A 22,330-nucleotide genomic window follows, 5' to 3' on the forward strand; every position below is an offset into this window, starting at 1 on the left:
TTACTCTGCGGCCCTGCGGGATAAAATCCGCTCACGGACGATATTGACGAGGCGCGCGATATCGGCGTCGTCGTGCTCCGCCGTGAAGGTGAAGCGCAGCCGCGCGGTGCCCGGCGGCACGGTCGGCGGGCGGATGGCGGTGACGAGGAAACCTTCGGTCTCGAGCAGGGCGGACGCCGCCAGCGTCTGCTCGGCGTCGCCGAGGATCAGCGGCACGATCGGGCTTTCGGGTGCGGGCAAACCCAGGGCGCGGGCAAAGCCTCGTGCCTTCTCGACCGGGCGCTTGCAGAAATCCGGGTTGTCGCGAATGAAATCGAGCGCGGCGATCGAAGCGGCGACAACACCCGGCGGCAGACCTGTCGAGTAGATCAGCGTGCGGGCGCGGGTGCGGATCAGGTCGCAGACGGCGCGGCTGGCGCAGAGATAGCCGCCATAGGAGCCGACCGCTTTCGAGAGCGTGCCCATCTGCAGCGGCACCGCGGCCTTCTCTTTCCCCATGAAGCTCGAACCACGCCCGTCGCGGCCGACAACGCCGATGCCGTGGGCGTCGTCGGTCATCAGCCAGGCATCGTGCCGCGCCGCCAGCGCGGCCAGGGCTTCGACCGGCGCCGCGTCGCCATCCATGCTGAAAATGCCGTCGGTCAGGATCAGGCGATGTTGTGCGTCGCCGCGATGTGCGGCCAGCAGCGCTTCGAGATGGGCGAGATCGTTGTGGCGGAAGATGGCGAATTCAGCGCCCGAGAGCTTCGCACCCGACATCAGGCAGGCATGGCTGAGTTCGTCGGCAAGGATCAGGTCGCCGGCGCCGACAAGCGCCGGCACGATGCCGAGATTGGCCATGTAGCCCGAGCCGAAGACGACGCAATCTTCCGATTGCTTCCAGTCGGCGAGGCGGCGCTCGAGTGCGGCGAAGAGCGGATGATTACCGCTGACGAGGCGCGAGGCGCCGGCGCCGACGCCATATTCTTCTGTCGCCACCATGGCGGCGCGCTTGATGGCCGGATGCTGCGAGAGATTGAGATAGTCGTTGCAGCAGAAGGAGATCAGTTCACGGCCGTTCCGCGTCGCCCGCACGGCTTCGCGGCGATCGGTCTCGATCAGGCGGCGGCGCAGCGCTTTTCCTTCGAGCGCCGCCAGCTTTTCTGCCGCGAATTCATCGAGCGAGGTGTGCCTGCCGTTCATGCCGTCATCCCGATCACCGGCTTGCCGATGCTTTTGCGTTCCAGCAAATCCTGCAGCACGGCGCCTGCCTTTTCGAGCGGGAAAACGGCGGCTGGTTCCGGATGAAGCGTTCCGTCGGCGACCCAGTCGGCCAGCTTCTTCATCAGTGGCAGATTGGCTTTCGGATTGGCGCGGATCTCGCCGCCCCAGTCGACGCCGACCAGCGAAGCGCGCTTCAGCAGTGCGAGATTGAGCGGCAGTTTCGGAATTTCCCCGGCCGCGAAGCCGACCACCAGATGCCGGCCGCCCGGCGCCAGCGAGCGGAAAGCCGGTTCCGAGAACGGCCCGCCGACCGGATCGTAGACCAGATCGACGCCCGGCTTGCCGATGAGTGCCTCCAGTGCCTTGCGCCAGTCGGGTTGTATGTAATCGAGCGTCATGTCGGCGCCATGCGCCAGCGCCGCCGCCCGCTTTTCCGGCGTCGAGGCGGCGGCCACCACACGAGCGCCCATCGCCTTGGCCACATCGATCGCGGCCATGCCGACGCCGCCGGCCGCGCCCAGCACCAGCAGCGTTTCACCGGCGCGCAGATGCCCGCAGGTTTCAAGGCCGTAAAGCGCCGTACAATAAGAGACAATAAAACCGGCCGCGGCCTCGGCGCTCATGCGGTCCGGGATCGGCATCAACATGGCGGCCGGCAGCGCCAGTCTTTCGGCCAGCGCGCCGCGGTTCGACAGCGCCATGACGCGGCGGCCGACAAGATTGTCCGCAACGCCCTCGCCCACCGCGACGACCCGGCCGGCCACCTCGCTGCCCGGCACGAAGGGCAGCGGCAGCTTGACCTGATAGGTGCCGCGCACGAAAAGCGCGTCGACATAGCCGAGGCCCGCCGCCTCGACCGCGACCAGCGCCTCGCCGGGACCGGCGACGGGTTCGGGCATTTCCTCGACCGCGAGGTCTCGCGGTTCGCCGTAGTTGACGCAACGGATGACGCGCATAAGCGGGTAACTTTCGTGCTCTGCCGGATTTCAGGCGCCGACCCTAGCCAATCTTGCAATGCGGGGAAAGCTGCCTATGCTGCCTCGCAACAATCCGACTGGCAGCAGAAAGCCCGAGCCCATGACGATCCAGACCCGCATTGGCGAAACGCAAGCGCAAGGCGGTATTTCCACCGCGCGCACCAACCCGGATCAATTGCGCCACGACTGGACGCGCGCCGAATTGCAGGCGCTGTTCGACCTGCCCTTCAACGATCTCCTGTTCGAGGCGCAGCTTGTCCATCGGCGCTGGTTCAAGGCCAACCAGGTGCAGATGTCGACGCTGCTCTCGATCAAGACCGGCGGCTGCCCGGAAGATTGCGGCTATTGCGCGCAAAGCGCAAAGTTCGAGACCGGCCTCAAGGCCTCGAAGCTGATGGAAGTCGAAAAGGTTCTCGCCGAAGCGCGCAAGGCCAAGGACGCCGGCGCGACGCGTTATTGCATGGGTGCGGCGTGGCGCGAGCCCAAGGACCGCGACATGGACATGGTCTGCGCCATGGTCGAGGGCATCAAGGAAATGGGCATGGAAACCTGCATGACGCTGGGCATGCTGTCCGGCCAGCAGGTGCACCGCCTCGCGCAGTCGGGTCTCGATTATTACAACCATAATATCGACACCTCGGAAGAGTATTATCCGAATGTCATCAGCACACGGACCTATCAGGACCGGCTCGACACGCTGGAGCGCGTGCGCAACGCCGGCATCAATGTCTGCTCGGGCGGCATTGTCGGCATGGGCGAGAGTGCCGACGACCGCATCGGCATGCTGATGACGCTGGCCAATCTCGAAGAACATCCGCAAAGCGTGCCGATCAACATGCTGATGCCGGTGGAAGGCACGCCGCTGGGGATGAGCGAGAAGGTCGATCCGATCGATTTCGTGCGCCTGATCGCGGTGGCGCGTATCGCCATGCCACAATCGGTGGTGCGGCTCTCGGCCGGCCGCGAGCACATGTCGGAAGAGACGCAAGCGCTCTGCTTCCTCGCCGGCGCCAATTCGATCTTCATCGGCGAGAAGCTGCTGACGACCAAGAATCCCGAAGCCGACAAGGACGCCAGGCTGTTTGCCAAACTCGGCATTGAATCCATGCCGGCGCATAGCTGCCCGTCGGAGAAGTGACGGCCCCGCCCTTGTCCGTTCCGCCCCCCAATCCGTTGGTTCCCAAGCCGCCGCGCTGGCTTGCGGAGGGCGCGCCGCATTTGTGGCTTCCCTATACGCAGATGCAGACGACGCCGATGGCGCTGCCGGTGGTCAAGACCGACGGCGTGCGCCTGACGCTTGCCGACGGGCGCGAACTGATCGATGGCACCTCGTCATGGTGGACGGCGGCGCATGGCTACAATCACCCGCATATCCGCGAAGCCGTCACGGCGCAGCTTGAGAAAATGCCGCATGTGATGCTGGGCGGTCTGGCGCACGAGCAGGCCTGCCGGCTGGCAACGCGACTGTCGGATCTGCTGCCCGGCGATCTCGGTCATGTGTTCTTTTCCGAGTCAGGCTCGGTCTCGGTCGAGATCGCGATGAAGATCGCCGTGCAATACTGGATCAACAAGGGCATAGGCGGGCGCACGCGCTTCGTCGCCTTCAAGGGCGGCTATCACGGCGACACGCTGGCCACCATGTCGGTCTGCGATCCCGACGAAGGCATGCACGCGCTTTTCAAAGGCGCGATCGCCGAACAGCTGATCGCCGAGCTGCCGGTGGACGCGGAAAAGACCGCCGCGCTCGACATCTTTCTCGGCCAGCATGCGCATCAAATCGCCGCTGTCATCACCGAGCCGTTGGTGCAGGGCGCGGGCGGCATGCGCTTTCACGATGTCGAAACGCTGCGCCGGTTGCGGACATTGTGCGACAAGCACGATCTGCTGCTGATCCACGACGAGATTTTTGTCGGCTTCGGGCGCACCGGCACAATGTTCGCCTGCGAGGCGGCCGGCATCGTGCCCGACATTGTGACACTGTCGAAAGCGTTGACCGGCGGCACCATGGCGCTGGCGGCCACCATTGCCCGCGCGACCGTGTTCGAGGCGTTCCTGGGCGAAGACGGCGGACGGGCGCTGATGCACGGGCCGACCTATACGGGCAATGCGCTGGCCTGCGCGGCGGCCAATGCCTCGCTCGACCTTTTCGAGCGCGAGCCCCGGATCGCGCAGGTGGCGGCCATCGCCGCACAGCTTGCCCGCGAACTCGAACCGGCCCGCGACATCAAGGGCGTCAAGGATGTGCGCGTCATCGGGGCGATCGGCGTCATCGAGCTTGAGCGGATGGGCGACCTCAATACCATCAAACAGCGCTTCATCGAGGAAGGCGTTTTCATCCGACCCTTCGGCCATATCGTCTACACAACGCCGCCGTTTGTCATTGGAGCCGACGATCTCGCCCGGCTGACGGCAGCGATGCTCAAAATCACGGCAGAAATCACTGCGGTCTGAGGGGGGCTGTGGCGTCAGAACCACATTTTGTAGCGTGAACTGGCTTTTTCACTTCAATATGTTGAGGTGAAATGGGCCAGCCATTACTCTCGCCCGAGGGGCTGATTCGGCCTTTTCGATATTCGTCCAAATCCCGTGTCGGTGGGTCGCAAGGCGCATAAGCGCTTTCGGACCGCGGCGGAAGCGTTACGTTCTTTGCGGCCGCGCTTGTCTCAGTCGCGGTCCGGCAGCAGGAATACGAAAGCCATGTACGTCATCGCATTTGCCTCGCAAAAAGGCGGTTCCGGCAAGACGACCCTCGCCGGCCATATCGCCGTCGAGGCCGAGCGTCAGGGCGCGGGCCCCGTCGCGCTGATCGACACCGACCCGCAAGGCAGCCTGTCGCAATGGTGGAATGCGCGCGAGGCCGAGCGGCCTTTCTTCGCCCGCGCCTCCAGCAAGGGGCTGGAGGAAGACCTTGCGGCACTCAAGGATGGCGGCGTTCGTCTCGTCGTCATCGACACGCCGCCGGCCATTACCGCGACCATCGGACATGTCATCGGCCTTGCCGATCTCGTCGTCATTCCGACCCGGCCAAGCCCGCACGACCTCCGGGCCGCCGGGGCCACTGTCCGGTTGTGCGAAGAAGTCGGAAAACCGCTGGTTTTCGCCGTCAACGGGGCAAGTCCGCGGGCCCGCATCACCACCGAAGCCGTTATCGCACTCTCCCATCACGGCCCCGTCGCCCCCTCGATCCTGCATCAGCGCATTGACTTCGCGTCCAGCATGATCGACGGCCGCACGGTCATGGAAATCGCCTCCCAGACCAAATCGGGCGACGAGGTCAGCGAACTCTGGCGGTTCCTCGACGACCGCCTGAAAGGCCGCGAAACAGCGCCGCTGGCGACTGCCACCTTTTTGACCGGCGAGCGTGCCGACCGTGACCTCCGAGGCGCCGCCTGATGTCAAAGAAGCCTGCCTCATTGACGAGCGACCTGCTTGCGCGCAAGGGTGAGGCGGAGCCTTCCTCGGCCGACGCGGCGGCACGCGTGACGCTGTCGGGCGGCCGGCAGCCGGACCTTGGCGGGTTCGGCGTCGGTTTCGGCCGTTCGGAAGGCCCTTCCCAGGGGCTTTATGCCAGCCCCGCCACGGAGAGGCCGGAGATGCAGGGAATGGACGAGGACGAGCGGCCGCGCCCGCCGGAGCCCGAGATCATCTATACGCCCGAGGATTACGAGAGCGGCGGCCGGACGCGGCTGATCGCAGGGGCCTTTATCGGCCTGGCGTTGCTCGGCGGCGTCATCGTGGCAATTTCGCTCAGCGGCAATGAAGGCGTCGCGCCGGTTTCACCGGAGATCCTGGCCGCGGCGCCCGACGCAGCGCCGCAAGCCGTGCAGCCGCAACCGGCCGCGCCGGTTGAAGCGGAAGCGCCCGACGCGGCGGCAGACGCCTCGGCCGTGGAAACCGAAATGGCGGCAATCGAAACCGCGGAAATCCCGGCTCTGCCGGAGGCACCTGCCCCGGCCGAAGCCGAGGCGCTCGTTCCGGCCGCTCCCGTGTCGCCCGCGCCGGCGACCGCAGCGCCTGCAGTGCCTGCGGCACCGGCCGCAACCGCCACACCGGCGCCGCCGGCAGCGGCCCCGGCCGCCGGCGGTGCCTTTGTCGTGCAGTTGATGGCGGTCCGCGAAGAGGCTGCGGCCAGGCCCGCCTATGAAGCGCTGCAGGCCAAACATCGCGTCTTGCTTGGCGGCCACGCGCTCGATGTCGAACGCGCCGATCTCGGCGATAAAGGTATTTTCTATCGCGTTCGCGCCGCCGGCTTCGACAGCAAGGCGGCGGCCACCACCGCCTGCGGCAAGCTCAAGGCCGCCGGTCAGGACTGCCTCGTCCGGGCGCGCTAGCCGCCCGCCCGCCCGGCGTGTAGGTTCCCGCCAAACGATATTTGGAAAGTGGAGCGTTACATGGTCGAGGCGGTGATCTGGGATTTCGGCGGCGTGCTGACGACGAGCCCCTTCGAGGCGTTTGCCCGTTATGAGCGCGAACGCGGTCTGCCGAAGGACCTTATTCGCAGCATCAACGCCGCCAATCCCGACAACAATGCCTGGGCGCTGTTCGAGCGCAGCGAATGCACACTCGACGAGTTCGACCGCCTGTTCGCTTCCGAAGCGGCCGCGCTCGGGCATGAGGTGCCGGGCCGCCATGTCATCGAGCTTCTGTCGGGCGACATCCGCCCTGAAATGGTCGAGGCGCTGAAACGCTGCAAGGCGCGGGCGAAAGTCGGCTGCATCACCAACAATGTCTCGGCCGGCGAAGGGACCGGCATGGCGCGGAGCCATGACAAGGCCGCCGCCGTGCAAGCTGTCATGTCGCTCTTCGACCATGTGATCGAAAGCTCGAAGGTCGGCATCCGCAAGCCCGATCCGCGCATCTACGAAATGGCATGCGAAGCGCTCGGCGTTTCCGCTGCGTCATCGGTTTATCTCGACGATCTCGGCATCAATTTGAAGCCCGCCCGCGCGCTCGGCATGACGACGATCAAGGTCGTGACACCGGAGCAGGCGCTGAAGGAGCTTGAGGCGGCCGTCGGCTTTCCGGTCGCCTGAGCTTGAGCGGCCACATCAAAGGGGCCTAAGCTTCCCGGAAAGAAACACGGGAGGACCAACATGCTCAGGCCCCAGGCGCAGGCGATCGATCTCGGCGGCAAGCCGGATCTGAAAGACCCCGACCTCTATATGCGCGACGCACATCATGACGTGTTTCGCAAGTTGCGCGCGGAAGAGCCCGTCTACTGGAATCCCGAAGCGGATGCAGCCGGCTTCTGGGCCATCACGCGCCATGACGACATCGAGGCGATCTCGAAAAATCCCAAGCTTTTCTCGTCGGCCAAGAACAATGGCGGACACCGGATTTTCAACGAGAACGAAATCGACGGCAACGAAACCGATGCCTCGATGATCTCGATGGATCCGCCCGAACATGCCGGCTACCGGCGCATGGTGACGCCGGGCTTCGTGCCCAAGCGTATCACCGGCATGGAAGAGCGCATTCGCGCCCGCGTGACAAACCTCCTCGACAATCTGCCGAAGACCGGCGAGGCCGAGTTTATTTCCGCCGTCGCCGCGGCGCTGCCGATCGAGGTGCTGGCCGAACTTTTCGGCGTACCGCAAAGTGACGGCGCCAAGCTTTTCGAATGGTCGAATGCCACTGTCGGCGAAGACGACCCGGAACTTCGCGTGTCGGACGAATATATGCGCCAATGCGTGCTCGAAATGGCGGGCTATGCGGCCGGGCTCTGGCAACAGCGTCTCGAAAATCCGGGCGAGGATCTGATCTCGATGCTGGCGCATTCGAAGCCGGGCGGCGAGGCGATGAATTTCCCGACCTATATCGGCACCTTCATCCTGCTGGTCGTCGCCGGCAACGAGACGACGCGCAACTCGATCTCGGGCGGCCTGCTGGCCCTGTCGCAGAACCCGCAAGAACGGCAGAAACTGATCGACGACCCGTCGCTGATCCCGAGCGCGGTGCAGGAAATCGTGCGCTGGGTCAGCCCGGTTCTCCATATGCGGCGCACGGCAACCGAAGACACCGAAATCCGTGGCCAGCGGATCAAAAAGGGCGACAAGATCGTGATGTGGTACGCATCCGCCAATCGCGACGAGGCGGCCTTCGACAATCCCTTTCGTTTCGACGTGACGCGCTACGCCAGGCCCGATGTGCCCGCACAACTCGGCTTCGGCGCCGGCCAGCATTTCTGTCTCGGCTCGCGGCTTGCGGAACTGCAACTCAAGGTACTGTTCGAGGAACTGCTGAAGCGTTTCCCCGACATTCAGGTATCGGGGCCGGTGCGCCGCCTGCGTTCCAACTTCATTTCGGGCATCAAGGAAATGCCGGTGCGCTACACGCCGGAGGGTTGAACCGCGCTGCTGCCTGAATCAGCTGCTGCCTGAATCAAAAGAGCCGCCGGGTCGCCCCGGCGGCTCTTTCCATGTTGACCGACGCGCCGCTCAGTGAACGGGCGCGTTCTTCATTTTCGCAACCGGCCGCGAACGCGGGAAGAACATTTCCAGCGTCACCGCCAGCGCCGGCAGCACCGTCAACGCCATGATCATGTTGACCATGAACATGAAGGAGAGCAGCAGACCCATATCGGCCTGGAACTTCAGGTCCGAGAAGGCCCAGGTCGACACACCCACCGCCAGCGTCAGCGCGGTGAAGAAGGTCGCCATGCCCGCCTCGAGCAGCGACTGACGGAAGGCGTCCGAGATGTTCAGCCCTTCGCCCAGATAGTAGGGCACACGGTTGTAGATGTAGTAGGCGTAGTCGACGCCGATACCGACGGCCAGCACCATCACCGGCAGCGTGGCGACCGTCAGGCCGATCTGCAGCACCTCCATGAACCAGTAACCGAAGAAGGTGCCGAAGGTCAGCGGCAAACAACAGGCGATGACGGCGCGCCAGTCGCGATAGGTCAGTGCCACAAGCGCGATAATGACCGCATAGACCCACATGATCATCGGCAGTTCGGTTTCCGATATCTCCTGGTTGACGGCGGCCTGCACGCCCATGTTGCCGGAGGCGAGACGGATCGTGACGCCTTCCATTTTGTGTTTGTTACGGAACTCCTCGATGCCGGCGATCGCCGCCTTGATCGTCGTCGCCTTGGCATCCCGCAGATAGAACATGTGCGGCAGGACCGTACAGGTCTGATTGTAGAGCGCGGAGGCGCCGGGCACCGTGTTCGAGGCCTGCGCCAGCGCCGGCCGGTTGCGCGGAATGTCCTTCCACTTCAGGTTGCCTTCGTTCCAGCCGGCGGCCGAACCCTTGATCGCGAAGGGCAACGAGACGACCAGTGTCACGTCCGGCACGTTCTGCATGTGCCAGGAGAAGCGGTTGAGATAGTCCATGTAGGAATATTGCACGCAGCTGTCGGGCGGCGTTTCGACAACGGCGATCAGCACGTTGAGGCCGAGCGCATAGCTATCGGCGATTTCGGTCGAGTCGATATTGTAACGCGCATCGGGGCGCAGCTCGGGGGCGCCGGCATGGAGCGCGCCGACATGGCGATGCATCGCCTGGTTGACGGCGATGGCGAACAGCACCGTCGCGCCGACCAGCAGGAACGGTGCGATCTTGCGGTTGGCGACGAAGCCCATCGAGGTCATGATCTTGAGGCGCACGACGCGCGAGCGCTTGACGCGCTGGACGAAACTGTCGTCGAACCTCAGGTAGCTGACCAGAAGCGGCAGCATGACGAGGTTGGTCGCGACTTTCAGGATCACGCCGATCGAGGCGGTGATCGCAAGCTCGCGGATCATCGGCACCGGGATCAGGTAAAGCGTCGCGAAGCTCACCAGCGTGGTGATCAGCGCCATCGAACCCGGAACGAACAGACGCGAGAAGGCGGTCCGCGCCGCCTGTTCGGCCGTCGCACCATTGCTGATTTCGGCGGTGACGACGTTGATCTGCTGCACGCCGTGACTGACGCCGATGGCAAAGACCAGGAAGGGCACCAGCACCGCCAGCGGATCGAGGCCGTAGCCGAGGAAGTTCAAGAGACCGAACTGCCAGACGACCGAGGTCAGCGAAGCAAAAAGCGTCGCCCCGGTCAGCAGTACCGAGCGCGAATAGAGATAGACGGCAAGCGCGGTCAGAACGAAAGCGACGAAGAAGAAGATGACGACGGACTGCGCGCCGTCGGCAATGTCGCCGATCAGCTTGGCAAAGCCGATAATCCGGACCGTCTGCTCGTCGCTTTCGTATTTGGCGCGAATCTCGGTTTCGAGCTTGGCGGCGAGATCGAAATAGTTGAGGCGCTGGCCGGTCGAGGGATCGAAGTCCTGAAGCTCGGCCACAACCATCGCCGAATGGAAATCGTCGGCGACGAGGCGGCCGACATAGCCGCCACGAATGACGTTGTTCTGAACATTCATCAGCGCCTGTTCGGTCATCGTGTCGGCGGTGACCTTGCCGGAAATCACGTCGTCGGCGCTGATGCCGTCCTCGGTGATTTCGATATAGCGCGTGTTGGGCGTCCAGAGCGAGGTCACCGTGTGGCGCGAAACGCCGGGCAGGAAGAAAATGTCGTCGGTCAGATCCTTGTAGACCTTGAAGAATTCCTTGGTCCAGATCGTGCCTTCATTGGCCTCCAGCACCACGATGATGACGTTGGAACCGAAAAGCTGTTCGCGATATTCCTGGAAGGTCTGGATGTATTCGTGGCCGATCGGGAGCTGCTTGTCGAAACCGGCATCCATGCGCAACTGCGTCGCATAGAAACCCGCAACGACCGTGAAGACGAGAAGGCCGGCCAGAATGAAGAAACGCAGGCCGAAAACGACATTCTCAAGTAACTTAATCATGGACTTTACCCATCGCTCCCCTGGCCGTTTCTCCGCGCGCGGCGGCGGACGGCGTCGTTGCAAATCCCTGCCCGCCGGCGCGGGCCGGCTGGCGTTTCGCGCCGGTCACGCCCACACATGGTTGTGGCGTGAACCGGCCTCTCATCGGCCTGGAGGTCTGCCGGTCCGCGCCGCAAGGCGTCGGGTCCGGCCTGGCGGTCTCGCTTGAGCCGCCCCTCCCGAAAAATCAGGGCCCGTCAAACCTCCGTCGGCTGGAGGCAGTCGTGCGCAATGTCGTTCGGGGTTTTGCCCCCTCCCAGGATGCCTTTCTCTTGTGGCGGCGCGCGAACTGTCCCCCGCGCGGCCGTCCGGAACGGTCACCTCTCGTGATCTAAGCAAATAACACAAATCCGGCCGCTTTGTATCGTTACGGAGTCGTTATCCGCGAAATTTAGAACGGCAGGGTTAATCCGCCGGAAACGAAGTTGACGCTAGCGTCATTTTCTTCTTGACCCACGGGCTTCGGGCCCTATTCTGGCGGGCAATGAGACAAGACGGCCCCGCGGACCTGGTGCTCGCGAAAACCCGTCCCTATGCGCTTGCCGGAAACATCTTTTTCCGGCCCGTCATTCCGGAGGACCCGATGACCGAAATCCGTCAGATCACCAAAGACAATGCCTATGACGCCGTCGCGCCGGATGATTTTCCGGCGATGATGGAAGTCGAGCGCTACGGCCAGCGCTCGACCGCCTTCGACAAGATCATTTCGGCGACCCATGACCATTTCTGGGATCCGCTCGACACCAAATACATCGATTTCTCCGAGCCCTTCGACGCCGAGACCATCATGATCATGCCGGGCGAGATGATCCCGGAATTCCGCCTGCCCTGCTTCCAGAACCTGTCGGAAAAGGACAAGGTCAAGTTCGCCAATGAAACGGCGCGCTGGTCCTTGTCGGCGATCCTGCATGGCGAACAGGGGGCGCTGAACCTCTCGGCCTCGCTCTGCCACATTCTCCGCGATCCGGGTGCGCAGGAATATGCCGCCAACCAGACGCGCGAAGAAGCCCGCCATGTGACGGCTTTTGCCAAATACGTCCAGGCGCGCTGGGGCAAGCCGCTGCCTTGCGGCGAGACGCTGGCGACGCTCCTGACCGACATCGTCCGTGCACCGGAGGTCTACAAGAAGATCGTCGGCATGCAGATGCTCGTCGAGGGCTTGGCCATGGGCGCCTTCTCGACGCTTTATGCCAAGTCGAACGACCCGCTGCTCGTCAAGCTGACGCAGCTCGTGATGACCGACGAGGCCTTCCACCACAAGTTCGGCAAGATCTGGGCCGACCGCACGATCCCGAACCTGTCGGAAGAAGAGCAGAACATCATCGAGGACTGGGCGGCCGAGTGCTTCCAGACGCTGCTGTTCAACCTCGTCAATCCCGAGCAGAAGAAGATCATCTATGCCGAGTTCGGCCTCGACTGGCAGCAGGTCCAGCTCGAAATGCTCGAAGCCTTCGGCGACGAGGACCGCCGCGAACAGATGAAGGAAGGCACCAACATCTTCCGCGTGCTGATCAAGACGCTGCTCAAGGCCGGCATCATCACCGACCGCACCAAGGCCTTCTATGCGACCTATGTCGACATGGACGAGCTGAAGAACGAAGGCGACCGCATGATCGGCGACGACATCGCCGAAGACGGCATTCGCTATCTGCAGAAGATCAATTTCGGCGCCAATGTCGACGCGCTGAAGAATATCAGCCTTTCGGCGGCCGAGTAATTCCGCCAGTTGCGTGCGTAAAGTGAAGAAGGCGTAGAGTTTCCCTCAACTCGATCCCTCACAAACTGGGCGGTTCCTTCGGGAGCCGCCCTTTTTGTTTGCCCGCTTCACGGACACAAGAAAGCCGGGCGCGGATTTCTCCGGCCCGGCTCTTTCGTTGCGGCTATTGCCTCAGTGCTTGCGCTTCGGCAGCTCGACCATCATCTTCTCGTAGCCCTTGACGAAGGGCGAGAGCACGCGGGTCGGCTCTTCCAGAACCTGGATCGGCTGGTCCGGCCAGCGCTTCAGGATTTCCTCCCAGACGATGCGCAGCTGCATCTCCGCGAGGCGGTTGCCGACGCAGCGGTGAATGCCGAAACCGAAGGAAAGATGCTGGCGGGCGCGCTCGCGGTCGATCACCAGCTGGTTCGGGTTCGAGATCACCTCCTCGTCGCGGTTGCCCGAGACGTACCACATCGCGACCTTGTCACCCTTCTTGATCTGCTTGCCGCCGAGCTCGACATCTTCGAGCGCAGTGCGGCGCATATGCGCCAGCGGCGTCTGCCAGCGGATGATCTCGGCCACCATGTTCGGGATCAGCGAGGGGTTCGCCTGCAGCTTCTTGTACTGCTCCGGAAACTTGTTGAGTGCGTAGAGGCCGCCGGTGATCGAGTTGCGCGTCGTGTCGTTGCCGCCGACGATCAACAGGATCAGGTTGCCGAGATACTCCATGCGGTCCATGTTGCGCGTCGACTCGCCATGCGCCAGCATCGAGATCAGGTCGTTGCCCGGCTCGCGCGCATTGACGCGCTCGTTCCAGAGGCGGGTGAAGTAGTCGGCGCATTCGAGCAGCTCGGCGCGGCGCGCATCTTCCGATTCGATGAGGCCCGATTCTTCCGATGCGGTCGCGACGTCCGACCAGCGTGTCAGCTTGCGGCGATCCTCGAAGGGGAAATCGAACAGCGTCGCCAGCATCTGCGTCGTCAACTCGATCGAGATGCGATCGACCCAGTCGACGGGCTTCTCGGTGTCCATCTCGTCGAGCAGTTTGCCGGCGCGTTCGCGGATCGTGCTTTCGAGCTTGGCGAGATTGGCCGGCGCGACGATCGGGCTCACCACCTTGCGCTGATCGTCATGCTTGGGCGGATCCATGGCGATGAACATCGGCAGCTTGAAGTCTTCGTCCTGGTCGCGCAGCGTGATGCCGCCTTCGGAGGAAAACACCTGGTGGTTGGTGTCGACCGCCATGATGTCGTTATATTTCGTCACCGACCAGTACGGCCCGAACTCGGCGTTGTTGGCGCAGTAATGCACCGGCGCTTCCTTGCGCAGCCGTTCGAAATAGGGCCACATCGTATCGGTCTTGAAGAGCTGGCCCTGGCCGACATCGATTTCCTCGAGCGGCATCGAATAGGCGGCCTCGCGCGCCTCGTCGATCTCGTATTTCCGTGCTGCGTCGCTCATCGGTTTCCTCCACGTCGACCGTTGTTTGTTGGCTCCAGCCTACCCTTCGAGCACGGAGTTGTCATACGCAAAGTGACGCAGGCGTCATTTTGCGTAGTGCATATTGCCGCGGCTGCCGGCTCAGGCGAAGCGCTGGCGGGCGGCCAGTGCCAGGCCGGTCGCCACCGAAGTCAGCTCGCCGCCGCCGGCGAGCTTGGCTGCCCCGAAACGGCCGGCAAAGAGCCGCCGCACCGCCGGAATGAAGGCCGAACCGCCGGTCAGGAAGACCCGGTCGACCTGCGCCGGCGCGATGCCCGTTTCCTCCAGCAGCCGCGCCACGCAGGCCTCGATCTCGGCCAGTTCCGGCGCGATCCAGCGGTCGAAATCGGCGCGCGCGATGGCGGCATCGATCGTCACCGGCCCGGCCTGGAAGCCGAGACGGGCCGTGCCGGCGTCCGACAGCGCGACCTTCGCCGCCTCGACGGCGCGGTAGAGCGCGAAGCCGCGCTCGCCGGCGATCAGGCTCAAAAGCCCCGCCACCGCCTCGGGCGCTTCGGCGGTGGCCGAGATTTCCTCCAGCATGCGCCGCGTCTTGCGGGTGTTGATCATGCTCAACTGGTGCCAGCGTTTCATCGTGTCGTAGAGCCATGACGGCACCGGCAGCGTCTTGCCGCCGCTCTCATAGGAGGTGCCCTTGCCGAGGCGCGGCGCGACCGCGTGCTCGACCAGGCGCGCGTCGAAGGCGTCGCCGGCAATGCCGATGCCCGAAACGCCGACAATGGTTTCGCCGCGATCCTTCAGCCCGCGCATGCCGGGGCCGACATGCAGCAGGCAGAAATCGCTGGTGCCGCCGCCGAAATCGCCGATCAGCACAAGCTCGTCGCGATCGAGCGAGGCCTCATAGGCATAGGCCGCCGCCACCGGCTCGAATTCGAAATGCACCTCGGGAATGCGCACGCCGGCAAGGGCGGTGCGCAGACGCGACAAAGCGAGGTCGTCGTGGCCGCTGTCGGGCGTGCCGAGACTGTTGCGCACGAAGCGTGCCGGACGGCCGACCACGACCGGACCGGCCAGCAGCGCCTCTGTCAGCGTGTCGGCTTCCGCCGTCGCGTCGACCAGGCGCGCAACAATGAAGCCGACCAGATTTTCGAGCGTGAAGCGGCTGCCGAAAATACTGGTCGCGGTGAAGGTCGGATTGGCGAGCCAGGATTTGATCGACTGGATCAGCCGGCCCTCAGCGCCAGCCATCAGATAGGCATCCATCGCGGCCGGCCCGGCAAAGGCATGCGGGCGTCCGTTGGGATCGCGCTCCTCGTCGTCGAAAAAAAGGATCGAGCGGAAAGTGGGGAGCGTCGCCGCCCCGTGACGGACCGGCACCAGCCGCGCCGCGCCGTGTGCGGGCGCGACCGCCAGGGCGCTGTTGGTCGTCCCGAAGTCGAGACCGATGAACATGGGGCGCACCTCGTATCCGTCTGACCCCGGCAAGGGGCCACGGCAATACATCTGAGGGAAATCGGGGGTTGCGTTCGGGGTTTTCGGAGCGAAAGGGCGGCGAGAAATACAGGCGGGCGGCCCTCTTGTCGAGTCCCGGGCCCGGGCCGGGCCGCCTTGCGCAAAATGACGCAGGCGTCATTTTTGGATTGATGTGCATTGCAGCAATACCCACACTCCGATTGTGAGAATTCGCCGGTCCCAACCTCAAAGCGGGCCGCCGGCGCAACGAGAATCAATTTGGAGAGAGCCCATGACCGCCGTTCGGCAGATCACCAAGGACAATGCCTATGATGCCGTCGCGCCGGACGATTTCGAGGCGATGATGAACACCGAGCGCTACAACCGGCGCTCGTCGGCCTTCGACAAGATCATTTCGGCGACGCATGACCATTTCTGGGATCCGATGGATGCCCGCTACATCGATTACAGCGAGCCCTTCGACATCGAAAACGAGATGCTGATCGATCCGCAACTGGTGCCGGAACTGAAGCTGGCCTGTTTCGAGGCGCTGCCGGAAAAGGAAAAGATCCGCTTCGTCAACGAGACGGCGCGCTGGATGATGTCGGCGATCCTGCATGGCGAGCAGGGGGCGCTCAATCTCTCGGCCTCGCTCTGCCACATCCTGCTCGATCCGGGTGCGCAGGAATATGCCGCCAACCAGGCCCGCGAAGAGGCCCGCCATGTGACGGCCTTCGCCAAATATGTGCAGGCCCGTTTCGGCAAGCCCCTGCCCTGCGGCGAGACGCTGGCCGGCCTGTTGTCCGAAATGGTCAACGCCAAGGAGGTCTACAAGAAGATCGTCGGCATGCAGCTGCTGGTCGAGGGTCTGGCCATGGGCACGTTTGCCACCTTCTTCAACACCGCGCGCGATCCGCTGCTGGTCAAGCTCTGCCAGCTGGCGATGACGGATGAGGCCTTCCATCACAAGTTCGGCAAGATCTGGGCCGACCGCACGATCCCGAAACTGTCGCAGGACGAGCGCGACATCATCGAGGACTGGGCGGCGAGCGTCTTCCAGACGCTCTTGTTCAACCTCGTCAATCCGGAACAGAAGAAGCTGATCTATGCCGATTTCGGTCTCGACTGGCGCGAGGTGCAGGCGCAGATGCTTGAAGCGGTGACCGATGAAGACCGCCGCGAGGGCATGAAGGACGCCGCCAACATCTTCCGCGTGCTGGTCAAGACGCTCTTGAAGGCCGGCATCATCACCGACCGCACCAGGGGCTTCTATGCGATCTATGTCGACATGGAGGAACTGAAGAACGAAGACGATCGCATGGTCGGCGACGATATCGCCGAACAGGGCATCGACTTCCTGAAGACGGTCAACTTCGCCAAGAAGAACCCGATGGCGAGCGTCGCGGCCGACTAGATTTTGGCAATTCCCGAAGGGTCCTCACCACAGGGATAAACTCGAAGGGCGGTTCCGCAAGGGACCGCTCTTTTTTCGTTGCCGCACGCCGCTCTGCTACACTCGCGGCCATGAACGACATCCACGACATGCTGCGCGCGGCGATCGCGGACCTGCCGCCGCCGCCCTGGCCGGCGATCGGCGAAGGCCTCTGGTCGACGGTCCACGATCTCGGCGACGGCACGGCGCTGAAGCTGGTACGCCGCCAGACATCGGGCCTCGGTTCGGGCGTCGCCATCCACCGGCGCGAGGCGCTGGCGCTGGCGGCGCTTGGCGGCTTCGCGACGGCGCGTCTGCGCCTGCCGGCGCTGATCGCGGAAGGCGCCTTCGACAGCGGCTCTTGCGCCGGCTGGCTGCGCGTCAGCCGTCTCGACGGCGCGGTGCCGCGCGAGGACCGCATCGTCTATGCCGCAGCCGAAACGCGCGACGGTTTCGGCGAGCGGCTCGGCGCGGCGATCGCCGATTTCCACGCCGAGGCGAGCCCGCGCGCGCGCGCCGCTGAGAGCAAGCTCGGCGACAGCATTGCCCGCGGCCTGACCCTGGCGCGCGACCGCTTCAGCCAGCCCGCCGATCACCATGCGGCCGATGCCGTACTTGCCGCCTGGGCGGCGGAATGTGCAAAGGGCCCGCTCGTCTTCACGCATGGCGACGTCAATCTTTCCAATCTTCTCGATGCCGGGCGCAACGCGCCGCTCGGCTTCGTCGATCTTGCCGAAAGTGGCTGGAGCCTCGCCGAGGCCGATTTCCGGCATCTCGACGGCTTCGGTCCGCTCAGCGACGCGGTGATGCGCGGCTATGCGGCGCGTGCGGGGACCGCACCCGACCGGCGCCGCATCGCGCTTGCCGCCGCCGCCAACGCGCTTTGCAGCATCGCCATCGAAGGCGCGTCGGGGCATCCGCGCGAGGCGATCCGGCGGCGCGGCCAGCTTGAACATTGTCTCGAAGCGGCGGGGCTGCCATGAGCGACGACCTGCCCGACATGGAAGAAGACGAGTTCCGCCTCTTCGACGGGCGGCAGTCGCAAACGGCCGCCAATGTGCAACGCGGCTGCTGCCGCCTGCTGGCGCAGATGGGCTATGCCGCCGTCACCGAACTGACGCTCGCCACCGGGCGGCGCGTCGACATCATCGCGCTTGGTCCGAAAGGCGAGATCGTCGTCCTCGAAATCAAGTCGAGCCTCATCGACTACAAGACGGATTCGAAATGGGCGGAGTATCTCGAATTCTGCGACCGCTTCTATTTCGCGGTGCCGCCGGAATTTCCGCGCGAGATTATTCCGGCCGAAGTCGGCCTCGTCATCGCCGACCGCTACGGCGCCGAGATTTTGCGCGAGGGCCCGGCAACGCCGCTCGCGCCGGCGCGGCGCAAGAAGCTGACACTGCACGCCGCCCGCGTCTCGGCCCGGCGCGTCATCCGGTTTCTCGATCCGGAGTGAGGGGGCATGTGGCATCGGTGCGGGAATCAGGCTCTCCACACCAACTAAGTCCGTCATGACCCGGCTCGTCCGGGTCATCCACGTCTTTCTTTCCTTCGCTGCGTGCCGCAAAGACGTGGATGGCCCGAATAAATCGGGCCATGACGTAACGTGAGAATGGTGGGAAGCCCTATTTCGGCGCGCGCTTGGCGAGGATGCGCTGCAGGGTGCGGCGATGCATGTTGAGGCGGCGCGCGGTTTCCGAAACGTTGCGGTCGCAGAGCTCGTAGACGCGCTGGATATGTTCCCAGCGCACGCGGTCGGCCGACATCGGATTTTCGGGCGGGCCGGCCTTGTCGGCGCCGGTCGCCAGAAGGGCCGCTTCGATGGCGTCGGCATCGGAGGGCTTGGCCAGATAATCGGCGGCGCCGAGCTTCACCGCGGTGACGGCGGTTGCGATATTGCCGTAGCCGGTCAGCACGACGATGCGGGCTTCGGGCCGCGCCTCTTCGAGGGCGGCCACCACATCGAGGCCGTTGCCGTCTTCAAGCCGCATGTCGACCACCGCAAAGCCCGGCTTCTTCGAGCGCGCCAGTTCCTTGCCCTCCTTGACCGTGCTTGCGGTCATCACATCGAAGCCGCGCCCTTCCATGGCGCGGGCGAGGCGCGTCAGGAACGGAATGTCATCGTCGACCAGCAGCAGCGTCCGGTCTTCGGGAATGACGGGCATTTCATTTTCAGGCGCGACGGTTGGTTTGTGCACGTTGTTGTTTCTCTGATCGATTCTGCGGCGGATAATGCCGATCTTAGGCCGAAGCGCCGGGCCGCGCCACCCCCGAGGGTCAGCTTGAATTTTGATCGAAGTACAGAACTATCCCGACCGATACAGCGATCGCACCAGCTCCGAGTACCAGGCCGAGAGCTCTGAAAACCACTGACAGAAATTGAGCTTGCCTCCATCCTTTGGACCGGTGGGCCGCTAAATTCCGGCTTCATCTGACCGCCGGCTGACCAAGGGCCGCCGGCCCGCAGCGCTCACGGATCGGCGGACCAAGCTAGTCTACATCTTCGGTGCCATCTGCCCGGCGCACGGCGTCGGCGACGCCTCGTGCTGCCACGCCACAACATCCGGGCCGTGCAACCGCATGGCGACGAGTTTCATCGCAGGTGGCACCAAATGCCCATGCCCTGCTCATCGTCGCCCGGGCCCGACGGCGCACCACCAAGAAGCGTGATGTGCCGACCGACATCACCCTCTTGTTTCTGCCGTATCCTACGATCAAATTCTCGCGTGCTACTGCAACGTCCGGAACAGGTTCATCGATCAACCGTAGAAAATCATGTCTATTGGCATGTGGATATGGACGCATCGGTTTTAATCGATGCTCGCCGGTATAAGGCACTTTCTCGAGAATCAAATCCATGGGTGCCAAATGCTGGTCCTCAAGGTGCCGCTTCAATGAACGCTATGTCAGTGCGGCTACCTCGGATACCTCGGCGCAAGCCCGTTTCCGCGATGCGCAGTCCCGCGTCCACGATCTCGTTCAAGATATCGTTTAGGGTGCCGTGAGGGACATCCTCCTCAACGACCTTCCCTTCGCTCAATGGCCAAAGATCATCGGTACCAGGAACCAGATCCACCGAAAGATATACGCGACCACTAGGCGCCAGCCAATTGGGCAGTTTGTTCAGAATATTTCGCCTGAGAGCAGCCGGCATGTGTTCAATGACGCTCACGCTATAGATCGCATCGAACGGATTCTTCGGGACATATTCCTGCGCGTCGATGCGATGGGATTCGATCCGCTTGTCGAAATGGCTGTAGTCGAGAAAGCCCCATTCGTTCCACCGGGATTTGTCCGGAGGGTCGCGAAAATGGGGACTGTTGTCGATAGTCGCCACTTCGTTTCCCTGTTGTGCCAACCACAATGGCAGGGCGCACACGCCCGCACCAATGTCGAGAATTCTCCTTCCTGGCTCCGAGGAAAGGCGCCGCGCAAACCAAGGATATTCGATGGTGCGTGAAACCGTGCTCGGAAAGAACCCAAACTGTTCGCGGCTGAGTTCGACGAGTTCCACCAGCAAACGCCATTCCGAGGTTTCGCCGCAACCATAGGCAATTTCGGCTAGAGACGCATCGGCTCCGCTCATCGGCATGCCGGGCTTCTTCAAGCCAAGAAACAAGGTCACGTCCCGGTATGAGCCGAGCTCCACGACCTCGCAAATTTCCGTGTGGTCTTGCAGTGCTGCTAACAGGCTCTCGTGCGAGAATACGATCCCCGCATTCGGCGGAGCGCTCGTGTAGCCCGAAACGAAAACGCCCTTCCTGCTGACGCGGATGAGGTCTGAGACAAGGTCATTGAACCGCTCTGGGGACGATTGATGAATCAGGACATCCAAGCATATGGCGTAATCACAGGAGGCATCTTCGATGTCAGCTAACGACCCATCGCTGAATTGCCAATCAGGGCGCTTTGCCCCGGCAATCTCGAGCGCCATCGGAGAGGTGTCTATGCCGAAGTAGTCGGTAAACGGCATGTTGCGCATGAGCTCCAGGTCGCCACATCCGACATCGAATATGCGCTCTTGTGAAATGGCCTTGAAATATGGTTTGAGATACGACGATTTGAGCTTCAATGTTTCACCGCGCGAGCCTAGACCGCTGCCAAGTTCCGGAGCGGCAAAGTACCGATAGGTCCAGAAAATCGAATTGTCGAAATCAAGACGCTGGCCGTCTGTGATGATCTGGTTTGCACGGTGAATTGAACTGTCAATCCAACCAATTCCCACAGGCTTTAGGCGGCCATGGGCATCCAGCTTCGAATGATAGTGTATTGCATGGATTTCCGTCTCCGGAAGTACAGCGTACCTGCTCGCAGGGATATGACACGGGAAGTTCTCACCGATTGGGAGATGCTCGTACGTGTAGCCGGATTGAAGGAGCGACATGCCGAAACCGAGCTGGTCGGAGTGGTGATGCCACTTGTCGAGCAGGCCCGGCCGCTCCAGACAATACCCGGCCCATTTGGCCCACGAACTGGCGAGCTCCTTCACCGCTGCGCGAGGTAGAACGTACAGCCCCCCGTTGAAATTGGTCGAAAAAGTGCTGCTATCGGGATCGAGTTGTATCGGACACGTTTCGATCTTGTCTTCCAGGCCGGCACCGCCAAGCAGTTCGCGCCAGACTGTTTCCGGTGGATTTGGCAGGTCGACAGGTTTGGCGCGGACCACATCTCCGTGCGCCAATCGGGTCGGGCATGACAGGAACATCAGATCCGCGTCGCAGAGGATCACATGGTCAAAGTCCAACAAAGCGCCGGTCTTTAGTTGCTGGATTTTATTGCAGTAGACAGCAGGGCCATTTCCAAAAGGCTCAACTTCAACCAATTGAGCTCCAAGTTGGCGAAACGTTTCCAGTCGACTTTGGGGAATATCAGGAGTGTGGTGAACGAAAACGTCGGCCCGATTTTGTACGCCGAGCGCATTCAAACCGATCAGCCAATTCCAACCTTGCATGAGGAATTTGGGATGATTATCAATCAGACAGGAAATTGCAACTTTCGGCATTCTAACTGACTATATCCAGCACTCGGTTCCGGTTTGCCAAGATCACGACCGCCGTCAGATAGAATGGCCAACCATTAAAAGTAGCATAAAATAAAGGCTCAATATGGTCGATATCCCCGCAGCAACTGAGCTTGCCCCAACCTTGGACCGGGCGGGCTGGTAAATTCCGATTTTATCGGACGACATTCTATTCTCAGTCGGTGATATGGTTGAACCTCATTGCAGTCTTTGAACCAAGCCTCGCATTTTGAATGCGTTTCGTCGAGGCTCAGAAACTAATTGGCGTTCAGACAC

General features: G+C 62.8%; 18 protein-coding genes. 10 read left to right on the forward strand and 8 right to left on the reverse strand.

Translation table 11 applies throughout. From position 1 onward, the window contains the following. Together bioF and Q7V31_RS00685 are read right to left on the reverse strand one after the other, a co-directional pair. Entirely contained in the window at nt 1-1,182 is a 1,182-nt protein-coding gene (gene bioF / locus Q7V31_RS00680) for an 8-amino-7-oxononanoate synthase (protein ID WP_304731786.1), read from the reverse strand. Beyond that, nucleotides 1,179-2,159 (reverse strand): NADPH:quinone oxidoreductase family protein, encoded by a 981-nt coding sequence (locus tag Q7V31_RS00685; protein WP_304731788.1) that lies wholly within the window; start codon nt 2,157-2,159, stop codon nt 1,179-1,181. Before Q7V31_RS00685 ends, bioF begins: the two co-directional genes overlap by 4 nt. Nucleotides 2,160-2,280: 121 nt before the next feature. On the opposite strand from Q7V31_RS00685, the gene bioB reads away from it, so the two are divergent. From bioB to Q7V31_RS00715, 6 genes are all read left to right on the forward strand, one after another. Next, nucleotides 2,281-3,318 (forward strand): biotin synthase BioB, encoded by a 1,038-nt coding sequence (gene bioB / locus Q7V31_RS00690; RefSeq protein ID WP_304731789.1) that lies wholly within the window; start codon nt 2,281-2,283, stop codon nt 3,316-3,318. A gap of 11 nt (nt 3,319-3,329) precedes the next feature. Then, nucleotides 3,330-4,631 carry an adenosylmethionine--8-amino-7-oxononanoate transaminase gene (locus Q7V31_RS00695; protein ID WP_304731790.1) on the forward strand — a complete coding sequence of 434 codons (1,302 nt, stop codon included), beginning with the start codon at nt 3,330-3,332 and terminating at the stop codon, nt 4,629-4,631. A gap of 246 nt (nt 4,632-4,877) precedes the next feature. Next, complete coding sequence (locus Q7V31_RS00700) at nt 4,878-5,573, forward strand: ParA family protein (RefSeq protein WP_304731791.1); 696 nt, start codon at nt 4,878-4,880, stop codon at nt 5,571-5,573. Then, nucleotides 5,573-6,511: an SPOR domain-containing protein gene (locus tag Q7V31_RS00705; protein ID WP_304731792.1), complete on the forward strand. Its 939-nt coding sequence runs from the start codon at nt 5,573-5,575 to the stop codon at nt 6,509-6,511. The genes Q7V31_RS00700 and Q7V31_RS00705 overlap by 1 nt, the downstream gene beginning before the upstream one ends. 60 nt (nt 6,512-6,571) lie before the next feature. Further along, on the forward strand, nt 6,572-7,213 hold the full coding sequence (locus tag Q7V31_RS00710) for an HAD-IA family hydrolase (protein WP_304732490.1): 642 nt from the start codon (nt 6,572-6,574) through the stop codon (nt 7,211-7,213). Nucleotides 7,214-7,273: 60 nt separating this feature from the next. Next, on the forward strand, nt 7,274-8,527 hold the full coding sequence (locus tag Q7V31_RS00715) for a cytochrome P450 (protein ID WP_304731793.1): 1,254 nt from the start codon (nt 7,274-7,276) through the stop codon (nt 8,525-8,527). A 90-nt stretch (nt 8,528-8,617) separates the two neighbouring features. Here Q7V31_RS00715 and Q7V31_RS00720 read toward each other — a convergent pair whose 3' ends face one another. Then, entirely contained in the window at nt 8,618-10,972 is a 2,355-nt protein-coding gene (locus tag Q7V31_RS00720) for an RND family transporter (RefSeq protein ID WP_304731794.1), read from the reverse strand. A 622-nt stretch (nt 10,973-11,594) separates the two neighbouring features. Between Q7V31_RS00720 and Q7V31_RS00725 the strand changes: the two genes are divergently transcribed. Further along, complete coding sequence (locus Q7V31_RS00725) at nt 11,595-12,728, forward strand: ferritin-like domain-containing protein (RefSeq protein ID WP_304731796.1); 1,134 nt, start codon at nt 11,595-11,597, stop codon at nt 12,726-12,728. Between the two features lie 171 nt (nt 12,729-12,899). Here the strand turns inward: Q7V31_RS00725 and Q7V31_RS00730 are convergent, their stop codons facing one another. Both Q7V31_RS00730 and Q7V31_RS00735 read right to left on the reverse strand, forming a co-directional pair. Continuing rightward, a complete protein-coding gene (locus Q7V31_RS00730; RefSeq protein ID WP_304731798.1) occupies nt 12,900-14,171 on the reverse strand; it encodes a cytochrome P450 in 1,272 nt (423 codons plus the stop codon). 120 nt (nt 14,172-14,291) lie between these two features. Next, on the reverse strand, nt 14,292-15,602 hold the full coding sequence (locus Q7V31_RS00735) for an Hsp70 family protein (RefSeq protein WP_304732491.1): 1,311 nt from the start codon (nt 15,600-15,602) through the stop codon (nt 14,292-14,294). 292 nt (nt 15,603-15,894) lie between these two features. Here Q7V31_RS00735 and Q7V31_RS00740 point away from each other — a divergent pair, with 292 nt between their 5' ends. The 3 genes from Q7V31_RS00740 (at nt 15,895) to Q7V31_RS00750 (ending at nt 18,490) form a co-directional block, all read left to right on the forward strand. Then, on the forward strand, nt 15,895-17,016 hold the full coding sequence (locus Q7V31_RS00740) for a ferritin-like domain-containing protein (protein WP_304731799.1): 1,122 nt from the start codon (nt 15,895-15,897) through the stop codon (nt 17,014-17,016). 110 nt (nt 17,017-17,126) lie between these two features. Continuing rightward, nucleotides 17,127-18,017 (forward strand): phosphotransferase family protein, encoded by an 891-nt coding sequence (locus tag Q7V31_RS00745; RefSeq protein ID WP_304731801.1) that lies wholly within the window; start codon nt 17,127-17,129, stop codon nt 18,015-18,017. Further along, the gene (locus tag Q7V31_RS00750) at nt 18,014-18,490 is read left to right on the forward strand and encodes an MmcB family DNA repair protein (protein WP_304731803.1); all 477 of its coding nucleotides are present in this window, start codon (nt 18,014-18,016) and stop codon (nt 18,488-18,490) included. Before Q7V31_RS00745 ends, Q7V31_RS00750 begins: the two co-directional genes overlap by 4 nt. A 169-nt stretch (nt 18,491-18,659) precedes the next feature. Here Q7V31_RS00750 and Q7V31_RS00755 read toward each other — a convergent pair whose 3' ends face one another. From Q7V31_RS00755 to Q7V31_RS00765, 3 genes are all read right to left on the reverse strand, one after another. Next, complete coding sequence (locus Q7V31_RS00755; RefSeq protein ID WP_304732492.1) at nt 18,660-19,199, reverse strand: ActR/PrrA/RegA family redox response regulator transcription factor; 540 nt, start codon at nt 19,197-19,199, stop codon at nt 18,660-18,662. A 325-nt stretch (nt 19,200-19,524) separates the two neighbouring features. Beyond that, a complete protein-coding gene (locus tag Q7V31_RS00760; protein WP_304731804.1) occupies nt 19,525-19,893 on the reverse strand; it encodes a hypothetical protein in 369 nt (122 codons plus the stop codon). Between the two features lie 19 nt (nt 19,894-19,912). Continuing rightward, nucleotides 19,913-22,036 (reverse strand): class I SAM-dependent methyltransferase, encoded by a 2,124-nt coding sequence (locus tag Q7V31_RS00765; RefSeq protein ID WP_304731805.1) that lies wholly within the window; start codon nt 22,034-22,036, stop codon nt 19,913-19,915. Between the last annotated feature and the right edge of the window lie 294 nt (nt 22,037-22,330).

The organism is Parvibaculum sp., assembly GCF_030651915.1.
Classification (GTDB): Bacteria; Pseudomonadota; Alphaproteobacteria; order Parvibaculales; family Parvibaculaceae; genus Parvibaculum.